General features: G+C 74.6%; 15 protein-coding genes. 7 read left to right on the top strand and 8 right to left on the bottom strand.

Annotation, left to right across the window (positions count from 1 at the left end; genetic code table 11):
• Positions 1–25 precede the first annotated feature (25 nt).
• Both R2S09_RS25045 and R2S09_RS25040 read left to right on the top strand, forming a co-directional pair.
• Complete coding sequence (locus tag R2S09_RS25045; RefSeq protein WP_316743348.1) at positions 26–907, top strand: SIS domain-containing protein; 882 nt, start codon at positions 26–28, stop codon at positions 905–907.
• A 31-nt stretch (positions 908–938) separates the two neighbouring features.
• Entirely contained in the window at positions 939–1,859 is a 921-nt protein-coding gene (locus R2S09_RS25040; RefSeq protein ID WP_316743347.1) for a ketose-bisphosphate aldolase, read from the top strand.
• On the opposite strand, the gene R2S09_RS25035 is transcribed toward R2S09_RS25040, so the two are convergent.
• Positions 1,849–2,982 carry a methyltransferase gene (locus tag R2S09_RS25035; protein WP_316743423.1) on the bottom strand — a complete coding sequence of 378 codons (1,134 nt, stop codon included), beginning with the start codon at positions 2,980–2,982 and terminating at the stop codon, positions 1,849–1,851. The genes R2S09_RS25040 and R2S09_RS25035 overlap by 11 nt on opposite strands.
• A gap of 68 nt (positions 2,983–3,050) precedes the next feature.
• On the opposite strand from R2S09_RS25035, the gene R2S09_RS25030 reads away from it, so the two are divergent.
• Positions 3,051–3,701: an alpha-ketoglutarate-dependent dioxygenase AlkB gene (locus R2S09_RS25030; RefSeq protein ID WP_316743346.1), complete on the top strand. Its 651-nt coding sequence runs from the start codon at positions 3,051–3,053 to the stop codon at positions 3,699–3,701.
• 36 nt (positions 3,702–3,737) lie between these two features.
• Positions 3,738–4,976, top strand: a complete 1,239-nt coding sequence (locus R2S09_RS25025; protein ID WP_306190655.1) for an ROK family protein — start codon at positions 3,738–3,740, stop codon at positions 4,974–4,976.
• A gap of 25 nt (positions 4,977–5,001) precedes the next feature.
• Here R2S09_RS25025 and R2S09_RS25020 read toward each other — a convergent pair whose 3' ends face one another.
• From R2S09_RS25020 to R2S09_RS25000, 5 genes are all read right to left on the bottom strand, one after another.
• The gene (locus R2S09_RS25020) at positions 5,002–5,403 is read right to left on the bottom strand and encodes a tautomerase family protein (RefSeq protein WP_306190654.1); all 402 of its coding nucleotides are present in this window, start codon (positions 5,401–5,403) and stop codon (positions 5,002–5,004) included.
• Between the two features lie 15 nt (positions 5,404–5,418).
• A complete protein-coding gene (locus R2S09_RS25015; protein ID WP_306190653.1) occupies positions 5,419–5,604 on the bottom strand; it encodes a DUF1272 domain-containing protein in 186 nt (61 codons plus the stop codon).
• Between the two features lie 148 nt (positions 5,605–5,752).
• Positions 5,753–6,661, bottom strand: coding sequence for a phosphotriesterase (locus R2S09_RS25010; RefSeq protein WP_306190652.1), 909 nt, complete (start codon positions 6,659–6,661; stop codon positions 5,753–5,755).
• A complete protein-coding gene (locus R2S09_RS25005) occupies positions 6,658–7,269 on the bottom strand; it encodes a DUF4865 family protein (protein ID WP_306190651.1) in 612 nt (203 codons plus the stop codon). Before R2S09_RS25005 ends, R2S09_RS25010 begins: the two co-directional genes overlap by 4 nt.
• 21 nt (positions 7,270–7,290) lie before the next feature.
• Positions 7,291–7,890, bottom strand: coding sequence for a TetR/AcrR family transcriptional regulator (locus R2S09_RS25000; protein WP_316743343.1), 600 nt, complete (start codon positions 7,888–7,890; stop codon positions 7,291–7,293).
• Positions 7,891–8,065: 175 nt separating this feature from the next.
• On the opposite strand from R2S09_RS25000, the gene R2S09_RS24995 reads away from it, so the two are divergent.
• The 3 genes from R2S09_RS24995 to R2S09_RS24985 are packed head-to-tail and all read left to right on the top strand — an operon-like array spanning position 8,066 to position 11,714.
• On the top strand, positions 8,066–8,377 hold the full coding sequence (locus R2S09_RS24995) for an SHOCT domain-containing protein (RefSeq protein ID WP_306190649.1): 312 nt from the start codon (positions 8,066–8,068) through the stop codon (positions 8,375–8,377).
• A 53-nt stretch (positions 8,378–8,430) separates the two neighbouring features.
• Complete coding sequence (locus tag R2S09_RS24990; RefSeq protein ID WP_306190717.1) at positions 8,431–9,156, top strand: ABC transporter ATP-binding protein; 726 nt, start codon at positions 8,431–8,433, stop codon at positions 9,154–9,156.
• Positions 9,153–11,714: an ABC transporter permease gene (locus R2S09_RS24985; RefSeq protein ID WP_306190648.1), complete on the top strand. Its 2,562-nt coding sequence runs from the start codon at positions 9,153–9,155 to the stop codon at positions 11,712–11,714. Before R2S09_RS24990 ends, R2S09_RS24985 begins: the two co-directional genes overlap by 4 nt.
• Positions 11,715–12,604: 890 nt before the next feature.
• Here R2S09_RS24985 and R2S09_RS24980 read toward each other — a convergent pair.
• Both R2S09_RS24980 and R2S09_RS24975 read right to left on the bottom strand, forming a co-directional pair.
• Positions 12,605–13,150: an ATP-binding protein gene (locus R2S09_RS24980; RefSeq protein WP_306190647.1), complete on the bottom strand. Its 546-nt coding sequence runs from the start codon at positions 13,148–13,150 to the stop codon at positions 12,605–12,607.
• Between the two features lie 198 nt (positions 13,151–13,348).
• Positions 13,349–13,672 (bottom strand): hypothetical protein, encoded by a 324-nt coding sequence (locus R2S09_RS24975; RefSeq protein WP_306190646.1) that lies wholly within the window; start codon positions 13,670–13,672, stop codon positions 13,349–13,351.
• Positions 13,673–13,929 lie beyond the last annotated feature (257 nt).

Below are 13,929 nucleotides of genomic sequence, written 5' to 3'. Positions count from 1 at the left end.
ATCATTACCTCGGGAGGGTGTGGCCATGAGCCATGTCGAGGACGAGCTGACCAGCCAGCCGGAATGCTGGACCCGTGTCGCGGCCGACGCCGCCGGACACGGCGGGGCGCTGCCGGCGCCCCGGGAGCGGGTGGCGATCGTCGGCTGCGGCACGTCGTACTTCATGGCGCAGGCCGCCGCCGCGCTGCGCGAGGGCGCCGGGCAGGGCGAGACCGACGCCTTCGCCGCCTCCGAGTTCCCCCACGGCCGCTCCTACGACCGGGTCCTGGCCCTCACCCGCTCCGGCACCACCACCGAAGTGCTCGACCTGCTGGGCCGGCTGAAGGGCCGTACCCGCACGACGGCCGTCACCGCGGACCCCGGTACCCCGGTCATGTCGGCCGCCGACGACGTCGTCGTCCTCGACTACGCGGACGAACGCTCCGTGGTGCAGACCCGGTTCGCGACCACCGCGCTCACCCTCCTCCGCGCCCACCTCGGGCTGCACTCGGACGCCGTCGTCGCCGACGCCCGCACCGCGCTGTCCCAGCCGCTGCCCGAAGGGCTCGTCGACTGCGCGCAGTTCACCTTCCTTGGGCGGGGCTGGACCGTGGGCCTCGCCAACGAGGCCGGCCTGAAGATGCGCGAGGCCTCACTCTCGTGGACCGAGGCCTACCCGGCGATGGAATACCGGCACGGCCCCATCAGCATCACCACGCAGGGCACGGCGACCTGGATGCTCGGCCGGGCGCCGGAGGGCCTCGCCGACCAGGTGCGCGCCACCGGCGGGCTGTGGGTGGACGGCGGACTCGACCCGCTCGCCGAACTCGTCCGCGCCCAGCGGCTCGCCGTCGCCGTCGCCGCAGCCCGCGGCCTCGACCCCGACCAGCCGCGCCACCTCACCCGCTCGGTGATCCTCACCCCCTGACGCCCCGACCCCCACTCGGAAAGGACCGGCCGTGCCGCTTGCAGCCACCGGCGAGCTGGTCGGCGGCGCCGCCGCCGCGCGCTCCGCCGTCGTCGCCTTCAACATCATCACGCTGGAACACATCGAGGCCGTCGTCGCCGGCGCGGAGGCGGCCGGTGCGCCGGTCGTCCTCCAGGTCAGCGAGAACGCGGTGAAGTTCCGCGGCGGGCGGCTGCTGCCGCTCGCCCGCGCGGCCGTCGCCGCCGCCGAACGCGCCACCGTGCCCGTCGCCCTGCACCTCGACCACGTGCAGAGCGACGACCTGCTGCGCCAGGCACCCGGTGCCGGCTTCAGCTCCGTGATGTACGACGCCTCCCGGCTGCCGTACACGGAGAACCTCGCCGCGACCCGGGCCGCCGCCGCCTGGGCACACACCCAGGGACTGTGGATCGAGGCGGAGCTGGGGGAGGTCGGCGGCAAGGCCGGCCGGCCGCCGCTGGACGCCCACGCCCCCGGTGCCCGCACCGACCCCGGCGAGGCGCACGCGTTCGTCACCGACTCGGGCGTGGACGCCCTGGCCGTGGCCGTCGGCAACTCCCACGCCATGACCGAGCGCACCGCGGCCCTCGACCACGACCTCGTCAAGCGCCTGGCCGGCACGCTTGACGTCCCCCTCGTCCTGCACGGCTCCTCCGGCGTGCCCGACGGCGAACTGACCGCGGCCGTCGCCGGCGGCCTCGCCAAGATCAACGTCGGCACGGCCCTGAACCTCGCCATGACCGGCGCGATCCGCGACTTCCTCACCGCCCACCCCGAGGCGGTCGACTCGCGCAAATACCTCGGCGTGGGCCGGGAGGCGATGGCAGGGGAGGTGGAGCGGCTCATCGGCGTGGTCGGCACACCCGCCGCGGCGCCCACCGCCGGGGGGTCCGCGCCGCCTGCCGCCCGCCGGTCTGCGCCGCCTACCGCTTGACGGCCTTCAGCACCACGAACTTCGGGTCACTGGCCACCAGCCGGCTGTTGCCGAACACCCGGCGCAGCTTGACGTGGTAGCCCAGGTGCCGGTTGCCGATCACCCACAGCTCGCCGCCGGGGCGCAGCGCGCGCCGCGCCCCGGTGAACATCCGCCAGGCCGTCGCGTCCGTCGTCGCCTGGTGCGAGTGGAAGGGCGGATTGTTCAGCACCAGGTCCACGCTGCCGGCCGGCACCCCCGACAGGCCGTCCCCGACCCGGAACTCGGCATGCCCCGGCACCCCGTTCGCCTTGTACGTCGCCTCCGCCGAGGCCAGCGCCTGGAACGACTCGTCCGTGAACAGCACCTCGGCCTCGGGGTTCGCCAGCGCCATCGCCGTACCGACGACTCCGTTGCCGCAGCCCAGGTCCACCACCCGGCGGGCCCCGCGGCCCTCGGGCAGGTGCTCGAGGAAGAAGCGGGTGCCGATGTCGAGCCGGTCGGCGCAGAAGACGCCCGCGTGGTTGACGACCCTGAGGCCGGAGACGGCTCCGACGCCGTCGGGCAGGTCGTAGCTGTACGGCCACGGGTTGCCGGGCCGGTCGAGGGACGGATTCGGGGCGCACAGGATCAGCCGGGCCTTGCGCTCGGCTAGCGAGGTCCGCGTCGGGCCCAGGATCCGCTCGAACAGCGCGAGCGTGGAGGTGTGGATCTCCTTGACCATGCCGGTGCCGACGACGACCGTGCCCTCGTGCAGCGCGGGCGCCAGCCGCAGCAGCTGGTCCTCCAGCAGGGCGAGGCTCTTGGGGACGCGCACCAGCAGCACGTCGATCCGTGCGGGCGGCGGGTCCTGCGTGGTGAGCAGCCGTACGGCACCGGGTTCGACACCGTTGCGGGTGAGGTTGCGGCGGGTCGCCTCCTGCCCGAGGAAGGAGTCGGTGATCTGCACCGGACCGTGCTCGGCCAGCGCCGTCACCAGCGCGCCCCAGCGGTCCCCGACGACCACGACCGTTCCGGACAGGTCGGTCGCCTCCGCGGCAAGGTGCCGCAGCAGAAACTCGTCGGAGGCGTCCCAGGCACGCAGCCGGTCACGCGGGTCCTCCGGGAACCGGGCCAGCGCGCGCTCGCCCCAGGGGGTCGTCATACCGTCGTTCATCGTCCGTCCAGGCTAGCCGAGGCCCAGCTCAGGCCCGTTCCGGCAGGATGGGACCCATGGACGCCGAGCTGTTCCCCCGGAACCGTACGGAGATCGCGCCGGGCGCGATGCACGTACCGGACTGGCTGGACGGGGCACGCCAGCGCGAGTTGCTCGCGGCCTGCCGGGAGTGGGCCCGCCCGCCGGCCGGCCTGCGCACGGTCCGCACGCCCGGCGGCGGCACCATGACCGCCCGGCAGGTCTGCCTCGGCCTGCACTGGTACCCGTACGCCTACGCCCGCACGGTCGTCGACGGCGACGGCGCCACGGTCAAGCCGTTCCCGGACTGGCTGGGCGAGCTGGGGCGGCGCGCGGTGACCGACGCGCTCGGACCGGCGGCGGCCACCGGGGCGGCGTACGACATCGCGCTGATCAACTTCTACGACGCCGACGCCCGCATGGGCATGCACCGCGACAGCGACGAGAAGTCCGGCGCGCCCGTCGTCTCGCTCAGCCTCGGCGACACATGCGTGTTCCGCTTCGGCAACACCGAGACCCGCGCCAGGCCCTGCACGGACGTCGAGCTGCGCAGCGGCGACCTGTTCGTCTTCGGCGGCCCGTCCCGGCTCGCGTACCACGGCGTGCCCCGGGTCCATCCGGGCACGGCCCCGCCCGAGTTGGGACTGACCGGCCGGCTGAACATCACGCTCCGCGTGAGCGGCCTGTAGAACGCCCGGTCTGCGGATCATGGGAGACTCCCCCTCATGAGTGGCAAGGCGGACCCCCGGACGGCGGGGGAAGGTACCACCTCCAGGACGCGGCTGGACCGGGGGCGCGGTGCGCTCGGGCCCGCACTGGAGCTCGTGCACACCGGGCGCGCCCCGACCCGGGCCGTGCTCACCGCCGAGTTGGGGGTGACCCGGGCCACGGCCGGCGCGGTCGCCGCCGAGCTGGAGGCGCTCGGCCTGATCCGGGTGGACGCGCGGCCGGGCGCGGCGGCCGGTTCGCAGGGACGGCCCTCGCACCGGCTCGCGGTCGCCGAGGACGGGCCCGTCGCCCTGGCCGCCCAGGTGCACGCCGACGGCTTCCGCGCGGCCCTGGTGGGTCTGGGCGGCCGGATCGTGGCGACCGCGCCGGGCTGCGAGACCGTGGACGCCGACCCGGCCAAGGTGCTCCGCTCCGTCGTCGAGGCCGGCGCCGAGCTGCTGCGCGGCACCGGGCGCCGCTGCGTCGGCGCCGGGCTCGCCGTGCCCTCCGCGGTCGCCGAACCGGAGGGCCTGGCGTTGAACCCGCTCCATCTGGCCTGGCCCCCGGGCGCGCCCGTGAGGGAGCTCTTCGCCGAGTGCGTGCGCGCGGCCGGGATCACCGGCCCGGCGTTCGCGGCCAACGACGTCAACCTCGCCGCGCTCGCCGAGCACCGGCACGGCGCCGGGCGCGGCGCGCGCGACCTGCTGTGCGTGGCCACCGGCCACCGGGGTGTGGGCGGTGCGCTGGTGCTGGACGGGCGGCTGCACACCGGGAGTTCGGGCCTGGCCCTCGAAGTCGGCCACCTCACCGTCAACCCGGAGGGCCGCCCCTGCCACTGCGGCAGCCGCGGCTGCCTCGACGTGGAGGCCGACCCGCTGGCCTTCCTCACCGCGGCGGGCCGCGAACCGGGACCGGAGGTGTCGCTGCTGCAGCAGGCCAACGACCTGATCCGGCACCACTACGACGACCCGGCCGTCCGCACGGCCACCGAGGCCCTGATCGACCGCCTCGGCCTGGGCCTCGCGGGCCTGGTGAACATCCTCAACCCGGACCGGATCATCCTCGGCGGGCTGCACCGCACCCTGCTCGAGGCCGACCCGGACCGGCTGCGCGCGGTCGTCGCCGACCGCAGCCTGTGGGGCCGCAGCGGCGGCGTCCCCATTCTGCCCTGCACCCTGGACCACAACAGCCTGGTCGGCGCCGCCGAGTTGGCCTGGCAACCGGTCCTGGACGACCCGCTGGCCGCACTGGCCTGAGCCGCCCCGGAAGCGGTCAGGCCCTTTAGTCCGGTGCGGACCGCCCCGTGAGGTACTGCGCCACGCCGTGGCCCAGCGACCAGTCGGCCGGCCCGTTCTCGGTGACGGTCACGAACACGTTGCGCGGCTCGGTCCCGGCGTAGGCCTCGGCGAGTTCGGCGATGCGCCGGTACAGCGCCTGCTTCTGCGCGTCGGTGCGCGCGGAGCGCATGGTGATCGCGACGTAGACGATGCCCTCGTCGCGGTGCACGCCGGGGTAGTCGTCGTAGCGCAGGGTGCCGCGGGTGCCGTCGCGGGCGGTGAGCACCTGGAACCGGTCGTCGCGCGGGACACCGAGCGTCTCGACCAGGGCGTCGTGCACCGCACGGCCGAGCGCGTCGAGCCGGCCGGTGCCGGCGCCGAGGACGTCGATACGGATCAGGGGCATGGGCGAGGGTGCCTTTCAGGTGGCCGTGGTGCGGCGGGGTCTGGGGACCAGCTCGCCGCCGCAGTTGGGGCAGATGTGGCGCATTCCTTCGGCGCAGGGCACGCAGAAGGTGCACTCGTAGGAGCAGATCCGGGCCGGTGCGTCCGGCGGCAGCACGGCGGTCTCGCAGCGTTCGCACCGGTCGCGCATCTCCAGGGCCATGGCACTCGCCTTTCCTCCTGTTGGTGGCCGTGTCCTTCCATCCTCGGGCCGGGCGCGGCCCCGGGAAGACCGGCCCGGGCCAGGGTTGCGCGGGATCGGGCCGGACGATCGGGTACGGACGGCCGATCCGGCGTGGTGTCGGCCCTGCTCAGCGCCAGTCGGTGGCGAACGCCGCGGCCGGGTTGTCCGTGAGGACCCGGTCGACGAGCTCCGTGCCGAGTTCGGCGGCCAGCCGCGGACGGAGCCGGCGCAGCAGGTACGGCATGCCGGGGCCGCCGTCGACCGACCGCGCGCCCGCGACCACCGTGTCGCCACCGAGCAGCAGCCGGTGGCCGAACCCGGCCTCGGCAAGAGCCCGTACCGCGCCGGGCATGCGCCAGTCGGTGGCGTGGTGGGTGCGGGACGGGCCGTCGAAGGCGAGATAGCAGCCGCTCCGTGCCGCCTCGCGCTGCGCCACGGGGTCGGGGAAGCGGTTGAGGTGCCCGAGGATCACCCGGTGCGGCGGCATCCCTGACTCGCCGCACAGCAGGTCCAGTACATCCAGGGCGGCCGTGCCCATCTCCAGGTGGACCGCGACGGGCGCGCCCGTGGCGTGGTGGGCCTCGGCCGCCGCTCTCATCGTCCAGCGGGCGTGCGCGTCCAGGCCGTGGAAACCGCCGGCGACCTTGACGAGCCCGGCCCGGACCCCCGACGGGCCGATCCCCCTGGTCAGTTCGGAGACGAAGACCTCCGCGAGCCGGCCGCGCAGTGCGGCGAGCGCCTCCTGGTCGTAGTGGACCGCCTGGTGCAGCCCCGTCGCACACACCAGGTGCACCCCGGCCGCCCGGGAGAGCAGCGGCAGATCGGCGGCCCGGCGCCCCAGCCCGTACGGCGTCCACTGCACCACACTCCGGCCGCCCGCCGCGCGGAACGCGTCCAGTTCCGCCCGCGCCGCCGACGCGTCGGCCAGTTCCCGGCCGGGCAGCCGGGGGCTGTGGAAGAACAGGTGGTCGTGGGCGTCCGTCACACCCAGCTCCCCGGGGGAGACGTCGCCGAGAACCGTGCGGACGGCGCTCACCACTGGCGCCCCCGCGGCAGCGTCTTCCGCCCGGGCTGGGACACGTGCAGGACCTGGAACACCTCGCCCTCGCCCCGGCCGTCGCCCGCGGAGGCCTCGGCCGCGGGCTCCCGGTGTGCCCAGAGCGAGAAGCGCACCAGCTCCCAGCGGCCGGTGTCCACCGCCGCTGCCGCGAGCACCGCACCGTCCCGGGCGGCCAGCCGCCGGGTCGTGTCCACCTCGTCCGCCATGAAGTCCGCGAGCACCACGCCCTCGGGGACGGGGCGGCGATGCCGTACGGCGACGGCGGCGGGCGTGTCCGCGGCGGCGCCCTCCTCGTGGACCAGACCGGTCCACTGCCGCACCGTGGGCCGCCCGAAGTCACCGGCCAGCCCCTGGAAGGCGCCTCCCCACAGGAAGGAGTTCATGCCCTCCACGGTGTTCCAAAGGTAGAACGGTCCGTACTGGTTGACCGGCGAGCCGTCGACCCCGCGCTCCCGCATCAGATATGCCTTGAGACCGAGCCCCTCCCAGTCGTCGAGGAGGTGCCCGATCCGGGCCACACGGCCCCGGATCACCTCCATGTCGTAGTCGGCGGGCAGGGTCAGTTCGTACTGCATCGCGTGCATCGTCAGGGTTGTCCTTCCCCGTCAGGCCTCGGGCCGGTCGGTCGTCGTGGAGGGCGGTGCGAGCAGGGAGAGCAGTCCGCGCACGCCGGTGTCGAAGGCGGCGGGGGAGCCGGAGGCGCGCGCCAGGACGTAGCCGCCCTGCACGGTCGCGAGGATCGTCGCCGCGATCTCCTCGCCGTCGAGCGAGGGCGCGAACTGACCCTGCTCCTTGCCCTCCTCGACGATCCCGGCGAGCCGCTCACGGATCCGGTCGAGCGTCTCGTCGACCGGTGCGCGCAGTTCGGCGCTGGCGACGACGTCCGGGTCCATGGTCAGCCGGCCGACCGGGCAGCCGCGCAGCACATCGCGTTCGCGCCGCAGATACGCCTCGATGCGCTCGTACGGCGTTCCCGGGCCGGCGAGTACTCCCTCCGTGGTGGCGCGCAGCTCCTCGGCGGTGCGCCGGATCGCGGCCAGCGCCAGGTCGGGCTTGCCCTTGAAGTGGTGGTACATGCTGCCCTGCCCGGCGCCCGCGCGCTCCAGGATCGCCTTGGGGCTGGTGCCCACGTAGCCGCGCTCCCACAGCAGCTCGCGGGTGGACTCGATCAGTCGCTCCGGGGTGCTCATACAGCCACTGTACATACCAGTAGGTACAGAAGTCGACGGTACGGCGCCGTCCTCGGGAAGCAGCCCCGGCACGGCGCCGTACTCCCCGCGAGGTACACGCAGTGCCGCTGGCCGTACGACGACCCGGACCCCACCCGGGAGCCACGCTCGGTACATCACCGGACAACCCTTCCGAGGAGATGAACCGAGAATGCAGACACTGGCGGACTGGAACGGCCACCCCGGGCCGTGGATCCTCTTGTTCCCGTTGATCTGGGCGGCCGTCGTCGTCGGCGCCGTCACCCTCCTGCGTCGCACGGCGTGGCGCGGTCGCGGCGGCCCGTGGCGCGGCATGGCCGCCGGGCCCTGGCGCGGCGTCGACGGCCGCCCCGCCGGCGACTCCCCGCTCGCCGTCCTCGGCCGCCGCTTCGCCTCGGGCGAGATCGACGAGGACGAGTACTGGCGCCGTATGTCGGTGCTGGAGGAGCAGTTCGGCCGTCCGGGCAAGGACGGTGCCCTGTGACCGCCACGACCGCCGCCACCACCGGATCCCCCACCCCCGGGCCGGCCGCCCGCATGGCCGCCCAGGTCACCGACGCCGTCAAGGTCTACGGCGCGGGCGACACCGCCGTACGGGCCCTGGACGGGGTGACCGTCGGCTTCGCCGCCGGACGCTTCACCGCGATCATGGGGCCCTCCGGCTCCGGCAAGTCCACCCTGATGCACTGCGCGGCCGGGCTCGACACGCTCACCTCCGGCACCGCCCACATCGGGGACACCGAACTGAGCGCCCTGGACGACCGCCGCCTCACCCTGCTGCGCCGCGACCGCATCGGCTTCGTCTTCCAGCAGTTCAACCTGGTGCCGACGCTGACCGTGGCGGAGAACATCACGCTGCCGCTGGACCTGGCGGGCGCCAGGGGCGACGCGGAGTGGATCGACGCGCTCATCGACGTCGTCGGGCTGCGCGACCGCCTGCGCCACCGGCCCGCCGAGCTCTCCGGCGGACAGCAGCAACGCGTCGCCGTGGCCCGGGCGTTCGCCGGGCGCCCCGACGTGGTCTTCGCCGACGAGCCCACCGGCAACCTCGACTCCCGCTCCGGCCAGGAGGTGCTGGGCCTGCTCGGCCGCGCCGTACGGCAGATGGACCGCACGGTAGTCATGGTCACCCACGACCCGGTCGCCGCCGCCCACGCCGACGAGGTCCTCTTCCTCGCCGACGGACGCCTGGTCGACCGGATGGAGTCCCCCACCGCCGACAAGGTCCTGGACCGCATGAAGGCCTTCGAGGTGCGGACATGAACACCTCCGTCCGGCTCAGCCTCTCCTCGCTGCGGGCCCACAAGCGGCGCTTCGCCGGCACCTTCCTCGCCGTGTTCCTCGGCGTCTCCTTCCTCGCCGGGACGCTCGTCATGGGGGACACGCTGCGCTCCGGTTTCGACTCGATGTTCGGCAAGGCGACCGGCGGCACGGACGCCGTCGTGCGCAGCGCCGACACCATCACCACGCCCGGCGAGAGCCAGGGCGTACGACAGCCGGTGCACACCTCCCTGGTGAAGACCCTCCAGCGGGTCCCCGGCGTCGCGGCCGCCGCCCCGGACATCCAGGGCGCGGGCCAGCTCGTGGGCAAGAACGGCAAGCCCATCGGCGGCCAGGGTCCGCCCACCGTCGCCGGCAACTGGATCACCGACCCCACGCTCAACCCGTATCAGCTCGCCGAGGGCCGCGCCCCCGCGAAGTCCGGCGAGGTCGTCGTCAACCGCGGCACCGCGAAGAAGGGCGGTCTGCGGATCGGCGACACCACCACCCTGCGCACCCCCGACCCCGTCCGGGTGACGATCGTGGGCCTCGCCACCTTCGGCGGCGAGGACGGCATGGCGCAGGTCACCTTCACCGGCATGACCCAGGCGGACGCGGAGAAGTACCTGACCGCCCGGCCCGGCGAGGCGGCGAGCATCCAGGTGCGGGCCGCGTCCGGCGTCAGCCAGGCGGAACTCGTCCACCGGCTGACTCCCGTCCTGCCCAAGGGGGTCGAGGCCATCACCGGTCAGGAGTCCGCGCAGGAGAACACCGACATGATCTCCAGCCAGTTCCTGGCCATCTTCACCACGTTCCTGCTGGTCTTCTCCGGGGTCGCCCTGCTGGTGGCGACCTTCTCCATCCACAACACCTTCGCGATCGTCGTCACCCAGCGCGCCCGCGAGAACGCGCTGCTGCGCGCCCTCGGCGCATCCCGCCGCCAGGTGACCGCCTCCGCCCTCGCCGAGGCGAGCGCCGTCGCGCTCACCGCGTCCGCCGCCGGACTGGCGGGCGGCATCGGGATCGCCGCCGGGCTGCAGGCGCTGTTCCCGGCGATCGGGTTCCCCTTCCCGGACGCCGACCTGGTCGTCAAGCCGCTGTCGATGGTGCTGCCGCCGCTGGTCGGCGTGGTCGTCTGCCTGGCGTCCGCGCTCGCGCCCGCCGTGCGGGCGGGCCGCACCGCGCCGCTGGCCGCGCTGCGCGAGACGGCCGTCGACTCCTCCGGAGCCTCCCGCACGCGCGCGGTCGCCGGCACCGGTCTCGCCGCACTGGCGATCGCGGCGGCCCTGACGGGCGTCCTGGTCTCCCCGTCCGTCTGGCTGGCCGGACTCGGCGCCGTGCTCGCCCTCGTCGCCTTCGTCGTCCTCGGCCCGGTCGCCTCCGCCACCGTCGTACGGCTGCTCGGCGGGCCGCTCGACCGGCTGCGCGGCGTCACCGGTGCCCTCGCCCGGCGCAACGCCCTGCGCAGCCCGAAGCGCACCGCCGCGACCGCGAGCGCGCTGATGATCGGCGTCGCCGTCGTGTCGCTGTTCACGGTCTTCGGCGCCTCGCTCAAGGCCACCATGGACCAGACCGTCTCCCGCTCCTTCGCGGGCGACCTCGCCGTGAGCACGCCGTCCTTCGGCGCCGGCGGCAGCGGGCTGAGCCCCCGGCTCGCGGGGGCGATCCAGCGACTGCCCGAGGTGGACACGGCCGTCGGCCTGGGCCGGGGCGTCGCCGAGGTGGACGGCAAGGGACGGGCCCTGACCGTCACCGACCCCGCCGCGCTCGCCCGCACCTTCGACCTCGGCACGGTTCAGGGCTCCCTGCGCGACCTGGGTGCCGACGGGCTCGCCCTGACCCGGAACGAGGCCGCCAAGCAGGGCCTGACGACCGGCGACAAGGCACGGCTCACCTTCACCGACGGCAGGACGGAGACCTTCACGGTCCGTGCGGTCTACGGCCGGTCCGAACTCGCCGGTGACTACGTCATCACCCGCGAGGCCTGGGCCCCGCACCGCACCCAGGACTCCGACACACTCGTCGCCGTCTCCCTCAAGCCGGGGGTGAGCGCGGACACGGGCAAGGCGGCCATAGGGAAAGTCGCCGCCCGGTACGGCAACCCGCAGGTGCAGACCCGCGACGAGTACGCGCAGTCCTCGGCGGGCGGCATCGACATGATGCTCACCCTGGTCTACGCCCTGCTGGCCCTCGCGGTCCTCATCGCGCTGCTCGGCATCGCCAACACGCTGACACTTGCGATCCACGAACGCACCCGGGAACTCGGCCTGTTGCGGGCCGTCGGCCAGACCCGTTCCCAGGTGCGGGCCATGGTCCGCTGGGAGTCGGTGCTGGTCGCCGCCTTCGGCACGGCCGGCGGGCTGGCCCTGGGCGCCTTCCTCGGCTGGGTGCTGGTGAAGGCGTCCGACGGCGCGAGCGACACGGCGTTCGCCTTCTCCCTGCCGCCGGCGCGGCTCGCGGTGGTGGCCCTGGTGGGCATCACGGCCGGCGCGCTGGCCGGTCTGCGCCCGGCCCGGCTCGCGGCCCGCCTGGACGTCCTGCGGGCCATCGCGACGGAATGACCGCCGCCCCGGCGCTGACGCAGCACCGCAGGCCGGTCGGCCACGGCCGGTGAGTTGTCCCGGCCGTGGCCGACCGGCTGTCCGTGAGAGTGGCGTGGGCGACGGGGGAGCCGAGAGTCCCGTCACCGCGGTGACGGGTCCGCCGGCCAGGTGAAGAGACGCCACCCGGGCACACGTCGAACGAATCCCGCGGGCCCGGCGGACGTGACCGGGGCGGGCGAGCGGCACGACGGGCACGCCCGTCGGGCGGCTGTGGGTGGTGTGCGGGGTGGCGCGCCGGCCGGGTACGAGTGTGCGGTGGGGCTTGGCGCCTGTGTGCGGCGGGCATGTGAGCCCGCCGACTTCCGCCCGCCGCCCGCCGCCCGCCGCCCGCCGCCCGCGGCGATCGGCACGGCATGCGTGCTGTCCCGTACACGGCCCGTCTGGGCACGGGTGGCGTGCCCCTGGGCCGGTGGGCGGCATGGCGAGCGCGCTTGTTCGGCGACTGTGGGTGGTGTGCGGGGTGGCTCGTCGGCCGGGTACGAGTGTGCGGTGGGGCTTGGCGCCTGTGTGCGGCGGGCATGTGAGCCCGCCGACTTCCGCCCGCCGCCCGCCGCCCGCGGCGATCGGCACGGCATGCGTGCTGTCCCGTACACGGCCCGCCTGGGCACGGGTGGCGTGCCCCTGGGCCGGTGGGCGGCATGGCGAGCGCGCTTGTTCGGCGGCCGTGGATGGTGTGCGGGGTGGCGCGCCGGCCGGGTACGAGCGTGCCCTGTCGTTGGGCACTCGGGTGTGGCGGGCACGGTCGCCCGCCGACACACCGACACACCGCCCGCGGCGATCGGCGGCGCCGCGTACGGGACGGTACGCGGCGCCACCGGGCGCCGTAGGGCGCGTCGGTCACCGCCCGGTCAGCCGGGAACGGCGGACCGGGCGGGAGCGTGGGCGGGCGGCCCGGCACCGTCGAGCGCGGGCTCGGGCGCCGCGAAACGGCGCACCGGCTGGTCCGGGGTCGCCAGCCGTGGAACGCGCGCCGGCACGCCGACCGGGCCGCCGGAGGTCGGCAGGGTGAACCAGACCACCTTGCCCTGCTCGCCGTCCGGGCGTGCGCCCCAGCTCTCGCTCATCGCGGCCACCATCGCCAGCCCGCGGCCTTCGGTGGCCAGCGGCGCGATCTCGCCCAGGTCCTCCACCACGGGAAGACGCGGATCGTGGTCGCGCACGGAGACCGTGAGCCGGTCGAGCAGCAGCTCGAGCTCGACCGTGCACAGCTTGTCCGGCCGGGCGTGCTGGTGGACGTTGGTCAGCAACTCCGTCACACCGAGCGCCGCCCGGTCGATCAGAGGGTCAAGATGCCAGTAGCGCAAGTGCGCCGATACGATTCTGCGGACCTGGCCGATCCGCGACGGCAGGGCTTGGAGCTCCACCGTGCAGTGCCTGCTTGGGTGACTGATCACGGCTGCGACTCCCCGACGTTGAGGTCCGGAAGAACACGACGTTTCGGATGCAGCAGGACGCCTGCGTGACACTGCCGCCTGCTGTCGTGGCCGGCGGGCTGGTTCGCAGCGTTATCGCCGGTAAACCCAGAGTGATGTGAGACCAGCGTGACGCAAGGGGTTCGGCACCGCAACTTCGAGACACCTTCGTGCCCCGCGTCAGCCGCCGCGTCCCGCCGCCCTGCGGACGGCCTCGACGAACCGGCGTGCCGCCGGCGGTCCGGGCTCGCCCGCAGCGGGGTCCGCCGCGCCCAGGGTGAGCGAGTAGCGGTTGCCGTTGAGGTCGGCGAGCGCCCTGTCGGCGGGGCCCAGCCAGGGCCTGGACGCACGCACCGCCCGAACCGGCGCGCTGTCGATCTCACTGCCGTAGCTGGTGAGCAACTCCAGCCTGCCGTCGCTGATCCGGATCCGCCCGGCCCGGGTGAGCGAGCGCAGCCGTCGGGCGATCCGCACGCCCGTGGCCGTGAACTCCGGTTCCGCCATCGCTGCCGCCCCCTCGTGCGCGCCGCCGGCTCCTGGCTCCGCACGGTTCGGAGCCGGCGTGGTCCGTCCGGGACCCCGTGAGCGTCCCGTCGGGCTCTTCGTCCCGCGCGGTGCAGTCTGCCCCCCTTCGGCACGCGGCACCAGTGCACGCGGCCCCCTCGCGCCCGGCGCCCGGAGCATTCGCGCGAATGCGCCCCCGCCGATGCGCGCGGTGCGCCGGTGACGCGCCCTGGCGAGCCGTTCCCCAGGCCCGCCTT

This window comes from Streptomyces sp. MK7 (genome assembly GCF_032658145.1).
Classification (GTDB): Bacteria; Actinomycetota; Actinomycetes; order Streptomycetales; family Streptomycetaceae; genus Streptomyces; species Streptomyces spiralis.
The sequence above is the reverse complement of the archived record's forward strand: the minus strand, read 5'-3'. Positions and strand labels throughout refer to the sequence as shown.

Excerpts from the sequence above, each read along its gene's own strand:
- R2S09_RS25045 (WP_316743348.1), top strand. The coding sequence starts at position 26 with ATGAGCCATGTCGAGGACGAGCTGACCAGCCAGCCGGAATGCTGGACC.
- R2S09_RS25035 (WP_316743423.1), bottom strand. The coding sequence starts at position 2,982 with ATGACGACCCCCTGGGGCGAGCGCGCGCTGGCCCGGTTCCCGGAGGAC.
- R2S09_RS25030 (WP_316743346.1), top strand. The coding sequence starts at position 3,051 with ATGGACGCCGAGCTGTTCCCCCGGAACCGTACGGAGATCGCGCCGGGC.
- R2S09_RS25025 (WP_306190655.1), top strand. The coding sequence starts at position 3,738 with ATGAGTGGCAAGGCGGACCCCCGGACGGCGGGGGAAGGTACCACCTCC.
- R2S09_RS25020 (WP_306190654.1), bottom strand. The coding sequence starts at position 5,403 with ATGCCCCTGATCCGTATCGACGTCCTCGGCGCCGGCACCGGCCGGCTC.
- R2S09_RS25015 (WP_306190653.1), bottom strand. The coding sequence starts at position 5,604 with ATGGCCCTGGAGATGCGCGACCGGTGCGAACGCTGCGAGACCGCCGTG.
- R2S09_RS25005 (WP_306190651.1), bottom strand. The coding sequence starts at position 7,269 with ATGCACGCGATGCAGTACGAACTGACCCTGCCCGCCGACTACGACATG.
- R2S09_RS25000 (WP_316743343.1), bottom strand. The coding sequence starts at position 7,890 with ATGTACAGTGGCTGTATGAGCACCCCGGAGCGACTGATCGAGTCCACC.
- R2S09_RS24995 (WP_306190649.1), top strand. The coding sequence starts at position 8,066 with ATGCAGACACTGGCGGACTGGAACGGCCACCCCGGGCCGTGGATCCTC.
- R2S09_RS24990 (WP_306190717.1), top strand. The coding sequence starts at position 8,431 with ATGGCCGCCCAGGTCACCGACGCCGTCAAGGTCTACGGCGCGGGCGAC.
- R2S09_RS24985 (WP_306190648.1), top strand. The coding sequence starts at position 9,153 with ATGAACACCTCCGTCCGGCTCAGCCTCTCCTCGCTGCGGGCCCACAAG.
- R2S09_RS24975 (WP_306190646.1), bottom strand. The coding sequence starts at position 13,672 with ATGGCGGAACCGGAGTTCACGGCCACGGGCGTGCGGATCGCCCGACGG.